Source organism: Marinilabiliales bacterium, assembly GCA_007695015.1.
In the GTDB taxonomy this organism is placed as follows: domain Bacteria; phylum Bacteroidota; class Bacteroidia; order Bacteroidales; family PUMT01; genus PXAP01.
This window is the reverse complement of sequence record REEN01000103.1, coordinates 1-10,302: the sequence shown is the minus strand read 5'-3', so window position 1 is coordinate 10,302 and position 10,302 is coordinate 1. Positions and strand designations below refer to the sequence as shown.

Genomic DNA, 10,302 nt, shown 5'->3' with positions numbered 1-10,302 from the left:
CTATTGTTAATAGAAGATTTTTCATGTGTCTAGGGCATTAACAATTACTTACAACTCCTGAATAAATGTATTGAGTACTATTTTGAGTTGTTGGTTTTATTGGGTGTGGAATTTAAATTATATACATCGGTTTAAAAGGTCATTAATATAATCTTATTTGGTGTGTATTGATTATGTTTTAATGGCTGATTACTTATCGAGATGAAGTTATGAAAAATATTGATACACTCATTTAATAATGCCGAAAATTGCATCAGGAATTATTTTTATGAATGCCTGCCTGATCGAATTCATATTCAGATATCCATATCTTCGATGGGTGATTTAATCTGCTGAAGGCTCTGGGTGCTGACATGTGTGTATATCTCCGTGGTTTTGGAGCTTTTGTGTCCCAGGAGTTCTTGGATTATCCTGAGGTCGGTGCCCTGTTCAAGCAGGTGGGTTGCATATGAGTGCCTCAACCAGTGCAAAGAGACTTCTTTGTTTATTCCTGCTTTGGCTGCTGCATTTTTCAGTACTTTTGCCAGGCTGGTGGCCGAGTATTGACTGTTTTTTGATTGTCCTTCGAACAGCCAGGTTGATGGTCTGTAGGCGAGGTAGTACTCCCGGAGACTCGACAGGATCTTCCCCGGTAAGGGTATAACCCTGTCTTTGTTACCTTTAGCTTGTCTGATTATCACGAGATTCCGGTTGCTGTCAATATCACCAGGTTTCAAATTCAACAGCTCGCTCCTTCTCAGTCCGCATGCATAGATTAAGCTCAACATGGCCCGGTGTTTCAGATTCCGTGGGGCTGCAAGGATTCTCTGTATTTCAGCTTTGCTTAGCACATTGGGTAGTCTGTGTTCACGCCTGGGTCTTTCAATTAACCCTGAGATGATTTCCTGATTATGAATCCGGGAAAAGAATAACTTGATGCCGCTTACAATCTGGTTTTGAAATGAGCTGGAATATCCTTTTTCAATCAGATGGCTGATATATTCAGATATATCACCATTTGTGACCTTGACTTGCGGCCCGCCATAATATTGAAAGAATTGCCTTATTGAACTGAGATATGATTTAATTGTGGAGGGGCTATACCTTTTCTGCTTCATATATTCCTCAAATTCTGCAATCTCCTTTTCCGTTCCGGGGTGTTTCAAATAATCGTCTTTGGCGATTACGGTATGCGTTATTGGACCAGAAGAGCCGTATGGTTTAGTGGCGGGGCTGTTATCCGCTTGCCGGATTTTGGAAGTTTCTCTTTGGAACACCGGGGATTTGGAATGATCAGGTGTTTGGGAATGATCAGGTGACTGGGAATATTTTCTTGCTCCGGGTAAATCCCCGTCTCTCTTTCTGTAGGGATGATATCTTAATACGGTTCTGCCTGAGTTAGGTGTTATGAGGCTTTTCTCAGCTTCGCTGATGTCAAGATGTGCTATTTTGCCCAAGGTATTCTGGATCTGTTTCAGGTTTTCGAGGTTATATATTACAAACCAGGATTTTAAATTATTGTGCCAGGATGCAACCCCCGTAAGCCTTATCATCTCTTCAATGTAACTGTCTCTCTCAAATTTTAGCAGAAGCAGATCTCGTCCGTTGTGGCTGGCCATAGACAAGTATATTATCTTTTTTACCATGATTGAGATATTTCTGTTTAAGCAAAAGCGCCCTAAGGCTGTTGTATTAATTAAGTTAAGAAATTTTTCCGGAATATTTGATCCTTTCTTGCAAGATTTTGGTATTCATGCCAACATCAGGATAGTTAATAGTCTGCTTAAAAGATATTAACCATTGATTTGAGTTGCTTAAACTTATTCTGAATTGCCTTGGCAATCATCTGTTTTGGTACAAAAATTTAATCAGTGTAGTGGTCAGAGTTCTTTCACCATCCAGATGTCGCAGGAGGTGTGGCCGGAGTTGCCAAGGGGGCGGCTGATCCTGCGAAAGCCCTGCTTCTCGTATATCCTTACTGCCTTCGCAAATTGAGGGAGACTTTCGATGTATAGCTTTTTATACCCGAGTGATTTTACCGCTTCAATACATTTTTCCATTAGTGCCCGTCCAATTCCCTTACCCCGGTAATCAGGGTGTAAATAAAACTTTGCCAGCTCTGCAGTATCGCTGTCCAGCCCCTCTGTAGGGTATATACCGCAGCAGCCGCAAATACGGTTCTCTTTTTCTGCAACAAAAAGCACCGACCGGCTCTTGCTGAACAAGGCGTACAGATCGTCAGTGGTCGGATCGGAATAGACCGTACCGTGATGGGGTGCTCCGTGTTCATCAAAGACTTCGCGGATCAATATGGCAAGATGGGGATTATCTTCTTTCCTTATTTCTCTGACAGGAACCGGGTTGTTCATGGTTAACCGGGAATTTATAATTGCAAAATTCAGATCATTAGGGTACTACAATGCCGGCAATGGAAGCCAGACGGACCGGCGAAGGAGGCCAGACGGGCCGGCGAAGGAAACCTGGCGGGCCGGCATTGAAAACCGGGAGGGATGGCAATGAAAGCCGGGATGGATGGACAAATTTTTCATTCCCTTGAAATATCAAATACAACCATAGCGTCTCCTCTTCTTACATACAACCTTCCTTCGTGAATCACCGGGTGCGAAAAATGCTGGCCTGTCCCTATATGATCAATGCTGGTCATGCTGATAATTTCCATTCCCCCGGGATTGGGCCTTGACAGTGCCAGTTCTCCTCTTTCAGTGTAAAAGTATAACCTTTCATCGGCATAAATGACTACTCCCCTGTCAATATCTCTCGAAGACCATAACGGTTCGCCGGTTTCACTGTCCATGCAATACCACCTTCTGCCTACATATACTGCGGCATAGATGTGATCATCAACTATAACTGCACCGCCATGCATCGGGTTGATCTCCTTGTTTTCCCATACCGGCTCAATCTGACTTCCGTCGGAACTGAGCTTAAGTTTTACGCTACCAGCTTCATCAGTGCTGAAGGCATAGATATAACCATCCCTGAATAAAGGTGTGTTGGCATGTATTGAGTGGCGGTTGGTAAATGGGTATGACCAGAGGAATTCACCGTTTTCAGCATCGAGGCCGACAATTCCACCTGCCATTTTGGTAACAAACAGTTTTCTTTCAGGCAAATCAACAATCATGGGAGAGCAATAGGCTGACTGGTCGCCCCTGCCTGTTCCCGGGCTCGACCAGATAATCTCGCCTGTAAACCTGTTAAGGGCCACAATATTGTGTTTCCTGCCACCGGGTGCAAAAAACACCTTGTTTCCGTCAATCAGCAGGTTTTCTGTTATGCCCCAACGGATATTGCTGCCACCAAAATCATCAGTTGCATCTCTTGACCAGATCTCTTTACCTGTGTCAGCCTCAAGGCACATTATTTTTCCCATTCCGCTTACCAGGTACAGCAGGTTATCTACAACAAGTGGTGTTGATCTTGATCCGCGATAGGACCTGCGGAATTCGGGACCGTAATCATACTGGTTCAACAGCTCACCATCTTTGTTGAATATGAAGACATAGCCCGTTCGATCTATCATCCCCGAAAGGTAAATCTTCCCGTTTGAAAAAGAGGGCGAAGAATATCCATGTCCGATCCCCTCAATTGTAAACAACACTTCCGGGCCCTGTTCCGGCCACTCTTTTAACAACCCGGTCTCATGATATATCCCGTTTCTGCCGGGGCCGCTCCAAGATGATTTTATCTGTGCAAAAACCGATACCGATATAAACGATGTTAAAAAGCAAAAAGCAATTAAAGTTTTCATATATAATGAATTGTATATGGATGATCAAAAGTAGCTAAAAATATATTATTCGTAACCGATCACGATTGAGGCAGAAGAGTGTTTCAGGATATTGAACTGGTTTGAATTGGTTGTAATTGGTTTTATATTTGTTCGAATTGAAAAAATGCCTGGCGAGCCTGATAACTTAAATTCCAGATCCTTAATTTATGTCGCGCTGGTTGATTATTGCCGGAATAATATTGATCGTCATAGGACTGCTGCTGCACTATGCTCCAGGTGCCCTTAACTGGTTCGGCAGGCTTCCGGGCGATATCCGCATTGAAACGGAGAGGACAAGGGTTTACATCCCCATCACATCAATGATACTGATAAGCCTTGTGCTGTCATTGCTGATCAGGTTGTTCAGGCACTAAGAGGTAGTAAAACAGGGGGTAATGAAGAGGAGGGCAGTAGTAAAATGGAGGCCGGAGTTAGGAGGAGGTCAGGTGTAAAGTGGAGGGCAGAGTTAGGAGGAGATCAGGTGTAAAGTGGAGGGCAGGTGTGACGTGGAGGGCAGAGTTAGGAGATAAGCATTGGGGATGGAAGAAGGAAACTGGAGCGGATGAAGGGATCTGGACAAAGAAGCAACCATGGTTATTTTGGAGTAGGTTAAGTATTTTGGAAATTAGCGGGAGAGATTAGAAGTGAACGACGGAATGTTGCGAGGAACTTCAATCATTAAGTTTATTTTTGCACAGATTAAGATTGCTTTTTGATAATGGCCAGGGGAGCCGTCATCTTAGAAAAATGAGCTACAACCAGCCTCTTGCAGAACGAATGCGCCCGAAGACCCTCGATGATTACGCGGGTCAGCAGCATCTTGCCGGAAAGAATTCCCCGTTAAGGAAATTAATAGAATCCGGAAAGGTGCCATCGATGATCCTGTGGGGGCCACCCGGGGTAGGTAAGACCACGCTTGCGCGGATAATCTCGAACACGCTCGAGAGACCCTTCTATACCCTGAGCGCCGTGCATTCGGGAGTCAAGGATGTGAGGGAAGCGATCGAAAAGGCGAAAAAGCAGCAGTTCTTCAACCGGCCGAATGCCATACTTTTTATCGACGAGATACACCGGTTCAGCAAGTCGCAACAGGACTCGCTGCTCAGCGCTGTGGAACAAGGTATTATTACACTGATCGGTGCCACCACTGAAAATCCCTCCTTCGAGGTGATAGCCCCCCTCCTATCCCGCTGCCAGGTTTATGTCCTGAAACCACTTGAAAAGGATGATCTGCTCGGACTGCTCGACAGGGCGCTAAAGCTGGATGTCACGATGAAGGAGCGTGAAATAAAGGTCACTGAGCATGAAGCGCTGCTGAGGTATTCGGGCGGCGATGCCCGCAAGCTTTATAATCTGCTGGAGCTGGTCGTTTCGAGCGAGGATGATGGTGCCGTTGAGATAACCAATGGCAAGGTGCTCGAAAAGCTGCAGGAGAACATCGCGCTATACGACAAGAGCGGCGAGCAGCATTACGACATCATCTCCGCCTTTATCAAGTCCGTCCGCGGAAGCGATCCCAATGCAGCAGTCTACTGGCTGGCAAGGATGCTGGAGGGTGGCGAGGATATCAAGTTCATTGCCAGGCGGCTTGTGATCCTCGCGGCCGAGGATATCGGACTTGCAAATCCCAATGCGCTGCTGCTGGCAACCAACTGCTTCCAGGCGGTGTCGATGATCGGTATGCCGGAGGCCAGGATCATACTGTCGGAAGCCACCATCTACCTGGCCACTTCACCCAAGAGCAATTCGGCCTATATGGCTATTGACGATGCGCTTGAGCTGGTGCGGAAGACAGGCGACCTGCCGGTTCCGCTTAATATCAGGAATGCGCCCACCAAGCTTATGAAAGACCTTGGGTACAGCAAGGATTACAAGTACGCCCACAGCTATGACGGGAACTTCACCCAGGAGGAGTTCCTTCCGGAGGAAATAAAAGGCAGGAAGATTTACCAGCCCCAGGATAACATCCGCGAAAAGGATATATCGGCAATGCTTAAAAGGTGGTGGAAAGACTTTTACAATTATTGATTATCAATAATTCATGCCATATTCTATGCTCAGGGTGGTTTAATAAATTCATTGAAACGACCCATGTTTATTGAATTGGGCCCGGAATCAATAGTTTACTGGCCAGGAAGGTACCGGCCGGCAGCGAAAAATCAATTAATCCTGGTTTGCAACCCTTGAAAATATCTGCCTTGTAACAATTATGGTAATCAGCAGATGGTAGGCAATTCCCCATCCAAATGAGGTCAGAAACTGAACCGGATCAGTAGTGCTCGTAAATGCGCTGTAAACCCACCACGCGGGAAACACCCCCAGCAGACTGGTCCACCATCCTGAGAAGATAAATGCCGGCAAGGGAAACACCAGCAGGAAGTTGAGGATCTTAGCCAGAGTAGCACCCTCAATCTTGTTGGCGGCAAAGAATGCCGGTACCATTCCAAACGCTGCCGCAGTTGAGGCCGCAAGGAGTGATAGTAACAGGTTCTGGAGCAGGCTGGCTTCAGACAATCCTGAAAACCCAATAGTTATTAATGCAGCGAAAGTGCCGTAAATAGAGATAGTCCATATTCTGTTAAGAACGATCTTCCTGAATGAAACGGGAAGTATCATCAGGGCCGGTAACAATCCGTTATCCTTCTCATCCAGTATTGCAAAGGCAAGTGCCATTCCCGGCATCGCCCCGGAAGTCATAGCCAGCATGGCGAGGACCAGCATATTGTATTCGGTGGCTTCCGGAACGGCTTCCAGGAAATAAGGGTAGCCCCATCTCAGTAATGCTGTGATGAGAAAAGGGACAAACAGCATCATAACGAGCGAAGGGTCCCTCAGTATGTTCTTAATGTCGGTTATTATTATATTTAATGCAGGGCTCATTTTACTGTATGTTGATTTGAACAATCCATTAGTATCATTTTGTCAGCATTTTAAAGTATGCCCTTTCAGCAAACACATAACTTATAAGTACTGCTGCCGGCAGGTACAGTACGGCGTATGCGATTTCTGCCATCGGTAAGTCCGCCGTACCTTCGAAGGCGGCCCGGAACAGGATCAGCGATGCCTGGGTGGGAACGATATACCATACCCAGGTGTCGGTTGCCCCGAAATAATTGAGAAAAGGAAGGCAGGTGGGAATCATGAACATGGGAATTACAATGAAATACTGATTGAAAGTGCTTACCCTCGAAACACCAACGAAGCCGCCGAATATGAACAGCAACGATGACAGGACTACGGCGGCAGACAGGTAAAGGAAACTGAAATTCAGTCTCACGCCTGCCAGAGCCATTACCAGGCTTGCCGCAAGCGCTATAGTTGTCAGCGCTATACCTTTTGAGAGAAGATATTCGCCGGGTCGGACAGGGGTGACGGAGAGAGCCTGGATGGTGTTGGAGCTTTTCTCGAAAAGCACCATCGCACCAATGAACATAAATCCCAGCATCACCGGGTCGGAAAAGATCAGCAGCGTCAGCACCATGGTGAATGACTCTTCGGGAAGGACCTGGATGATAATCACGTAAAGAAGGGTGACAAGCGCTGCCACGGCCAGAATTTTATTGCGGACTATCAGCTTGAAATCAAGCTCTATTAGTTTTATCAGCCTGTACATCATTTTTGTATTTTATTGGATCCCCGGTGTTTGTGCCGGATGCCAGTTTTTCCCCGAAAGGGAAATAATACAGTTTCCTGTTTATCCTGGTCGGAATATTATGGCTGTTCATCTTTTTGCACCTGCTCATCTGAATTGATGTTGATGGATTCCTCCCCCGTAAGGGACTCCCCTGTTGTCTTTATGAATATCTCTTCAAGGGTAGCCTCGGAGGTGTGCATCGACCTGATGTGCTGGTTGCGGATGATCGAGAGAAACCGGTCATTACCCGCCAGTCCGTCAAGCGGAAACTCTGCTTCAGCGGGTTGTTGTTCGCCATACTCAACCTTCAGTTTCCGGGTACCATGCTGCAGTTGCAGATTCACGGGGGCGTCGGTAAGGGCGATGCGACCGCGGGTTATGAAGGCCACCCTGTCGCATAGCTCCCCTGCATCGTGCATGTTATGGGTGGTCAGAAAGATAGTCTTGCCCCGGCTGCGCAGGTTCTTTATGATATTCTTTATCTTCCTGGCATTAAGCGGGTCAAGTCCGGAAGTAGGCTCGTCGAGGAACAGGATATCAGGATCATGAATCAGCGCCCGCACAAAATTGAGTCTCATCTTCATCCCCTTTGAAAAACCGGAGGTCTTCCTGCCGGCATGCTCCTCCAGTCCGGTTATACGCAGCAACTCCATCGGGTCTTTCGTCCTGTTGCTATAGAAGGAGGCGAAAAACTGGAGGTTTTCAAGTGCGGTCAGTCTCGGGTAGTGATTCGGTAATTCGAAGCCTACACCTATCATATTATAGAAATCACCGTTAAGCACACTTAGCTCCCTGCCCGCTATCCTGGCGCTGCCGGAGTATCCCCTTAACAGCCTGATTAGTACCTTCTGTGTAGTACTTTTTCCTGCACCGGAAGGGCCCAGGAACCCGAATATCTCTCCCCTGTTCACATCAAAGCTGATGCCGTCAACCGCAGGACTCTTTTCGCCACGGTATCGATAGGTCAAATCTTTTACCTCTATCATGTCAGTTATATTGAAGATTATTATGCGGTGCAATAATTCGTTCAGAGCAGTAAAAACAGTGTCCATACCTGCCGGTCAGACCCCGCCTGTGCATTACCTCTTCTTTATAAGTTCCCAAATCTGCATTACCATCTCTTTTTCCCGATTCACAGTTTCGGCCGATTGTCCCAGAAGTACTCCATGCATCTCATATCCGTCAAAAGCCCGTACTATGTGCCCGGCCATAAAATTGATATCCACACCGGGTTTCAGCTCTCCATTGTCTTGCGCTGACCCGAGTATTTCTCTTACCAGTGATATCTCATTATCAACCAGTATTGTAACTTTCTCCCTTACCCCGGGCAGATACCGGATTGCCTCGGCTATGAACATAAAAAAATTAAACTCCTTATGGCCTGTTTTGTATTTACCGGCAAACCACTCGAATGCCTGCTGTTTTTTATCAAGCAGGCTGTTCATATTTACAATGAAGCCAGCATTTGGGGAGGGTCGGAAACCCGAACCTGGAGACGCACCGAAAAAGAATTGTTCGGCTACATCAGTAAACAGCTCCTCCTTGCTGCTGAAATGATGATAAAAGGCGCCCTTTGATATCCCGGTCTCTTTCAGAAGCTTGCTTAGGGTTACGTCGCGGTAGCTTACCGTGAGAAATAGGGCAAACGCCTTATTTAAAATACCCTGTTTTGTTGATGCCATGTTGCAAATATAATCAAAATACCGACCAGTCGGTTTGTTATTGAAAATTTTTCTCGATTTATTCGAACATATTGTAACTTTGTTTTTGGAAATGTGCTTTGGTCAATCCTGGAAACCCTCGCTCTTTGGTCGCGGTAATGCTCTGGAGGGGCTTCACCCACAAATCCCTATCCCTGAGTTTCATGAGCATCATCAATATTGGAAGGAGCCCGTTTACTATCCATGTACCGCAGAGCTAAACTGAGTATTAGCAACATTTAAACAATTAATATATATGGAAAAGCAGGTATATTTAAAAGAGAATATCGACAAGTTCATGGCATGCAAAAAGTTTGCTGTGGCCGGTGTTTCAAGTAAGAGCTACAAAACAGGCAGCTCTATCTTCAGGGAGCTTAAGAAGAAAGGTTACGATATTGTTCCGGTAAGCCCCAATCTTGACTATTTCGAGGAATTCAGATGCTACCGGTCGGTTAGCGAATTGCCCGATGATGTTGAAGCGCTTATTGTAGCTACCAAACCAGAGCAGGGAATCTCTGTGATCCGTGATGCTGAAGATAAGGGTATCAAAAACATTTTCGTGCAGCTTGGCGCGCACAGCAACGAAATCATTGAATATGGATCAAGAAACGAATTAAACCTGATTTGCAAACAATGCATCTTCATGTTTGCGCAACCCACCGGGATTCACAAATTTCACGAGAAACTTGCAAAGCTGTTTGGAGCTTATCCAAAACAGCGGCCGGAGAAATCAATCACTGTCGCCGGGAATTAATGGCACAGTATCAACACTGTCTATTCTACAGAAAATTGCAGTCAATGTTTACCTTTGTACGTAAATTCACAAATCTAACAATACCTTTATTCTATAGTTATGGAAATAATACGCCACTATAAATCAAAGCATAGAAACGGACATAAACCGGTAATTCGCAAATACCGATCATGCAGGTAAGGCAAAAGAAAAAAAAATCAGGCGGATTATTTGGATCAGGCGTAACCGGATGATCTTGAACATACACTGAGTTGAGATATATATGGCACCAGGATCGTTAAAGAAGAACAGGTTAATAAGGGATAATGAAATTTCCGGATCATGGCTCCCTACTTCATTAAAGGAGGTGAAGATCAGGGGATGGAACGAGCTTGATGTAATTCTCTTTTCTGGTGATGCCTATGTTGACCACCCCTCTTTTGGTATTGCAGTGCTGGGCAGG

At 45.8% G+C, this 10,302-nt stretch carries 11 protein-coding genes; 4 read left to right on the top strand and 7 right to left on the bottom strand.

Features of this window, described 5'->3' with window-relative positions; all coding sequences use genetic code 11:
* Positions 1–296 precede the first annotated feature (296 nt).
* The 3 genes from EA408_13010 to EA408_13000 all read right to left on the bottom strand — a co-directional run bounded on the left by EA408_13010 (position 297) and on the right by EA408_13000 (position 3,751).
* Positions 297–1,532, bottom strand: a complete 1,236-nt coding sequence (locus EA408_13010) for a hypothetical protein (protein ID TVR68993.1) — start codon at positions 1,530–1,532, stop codon at positions 297–299.
* 327 nt (positions 1,533–1,859) lie between these two features.
* The gene (locus EA408_13005) at positions 1,860–2,348 is read right to left on the bottom strand and encodes a GNAT family N-acetyltransferase (protein TVR68991.1); all 489 of its coding nucleotides are present in this window, start codon (positions 2,346–2,348) and stop codon (positions 1,860–1,862) included.
* A 176-nt stretch (positions 2,349–2,524) separates the two neighbouring features.
* Positions 2,525–3,751: a hypothetical protein gene (locus EA408_13000; protein ID TVR68990.1), complete on the bottom strand. Its 1,227-nt coding sequence runs from the start codon at positions 3,749–3,751 to the stop codon at positions 2,525–2,527.
* A 188-nt stretch (positions 3,752–3,939) separates the two neighbouring features.
* On the opposite strand from EA408_13000, the gene EA408_12995 reads away from it, so the two are divergent.
* Both EA408_12995 and EA408_12990 read left to right on the top strand, forming a co-directional pair.
* Positions 3,940–4,146 (top strand): DUF2905 domain-containing protein, encoded by a 207-nt coding sequence (locus EA408_12995; protein TVR68989.1) that lies wholly within the window; start codon positions 3,940–3,942, stop codon positions 4,144–4,146.
* A 373-nt stretch (positions 4,147–4,519) separates the two neighbouring features.
* Entirely contained in the window at positions 4,520–5,800 is a 1,281-nt protein-coding gene (locus EA408_12990) for a replication-associated recombination protein A (protein ID TVR68988.1), read from the top strand.
* 135 nt (positions 5,801–5,935) lie between these two features.
* On the opposite strand, the gene EA408_12985 is transcribed toward EA408_12990, so the two are convergent.
* From EA408_12985 to EA408_12970, 4 genes are all read right to left on the bottom strand, one after another.
* Entirely contained in the window at positions 5,936–6,652 is a 717-nt protein-coding gene (locus EA408_12985) for a hypothetical protein (protein TVR68987.1), read from the bottom strand.
* 34 nt (positions 6,653–6,686) lie between these two features.
* The gene (locus EA408_12980) at positions 6,687–7,385 is read right to left on the bottom strand and encodes an ABC transporter permease (GenBank protein ID TVR68986.1); all 699 of its coding nucleotides are present in this window, start codon (positions 7,383–7,385) and stop codon (positions 6,687–6,689) included.
* 98 nt (positions 7,386–7,483) lie between these two features.
* Positions 7,484–8,392 carry an ABC transporter ATP-binding protein gene (locus tag EA408_12975; protein TVR68992.1) on the bottom strand — a complete coding sequence of 303 codons (909 nt, stop codon included), beginning with the start codon at positions 8,390–8,392 and terminating at the stop codon, positions 7,484–7,486.
* A 93-nt stretch (positions 8,393–8,485) separates the two neighbouring features.
* Complete coding sequence (locus tag EA408_12970) at positions 8,486–9,088, bottom strand: TetR/AcrR family transcriptional regulator (GenBank protein ID TVR68985.1); 603 nt, start codon at positions 9,086–9,088, stop codon at positions 8,486–8,488.
* Between the two features lie 274 nt (positions 9,089–9,362).
* Between EA408_12970 and EA408_12965 the strand changes: the two genes are divergently transcribed.
* Positions 9,363–9,860 (top strand): CoA-binding protein, encoded by a 498-nt coding sequence (locus EA408_12965; protein TVR68984.1) that lies wholly within the window; start codon positions 9,363–9,365, stop codon positions 9,858–9,860.
* A gap of 262 nt (positions 9,861–10,122) precedes the next feature.
* A partial coding sequence (locus EA408_12960; protein TVR68983.1) for a hypothetical protein occupies positions 10,123–10,302 on the top strand: 180 nt, incomplete at its 3' end.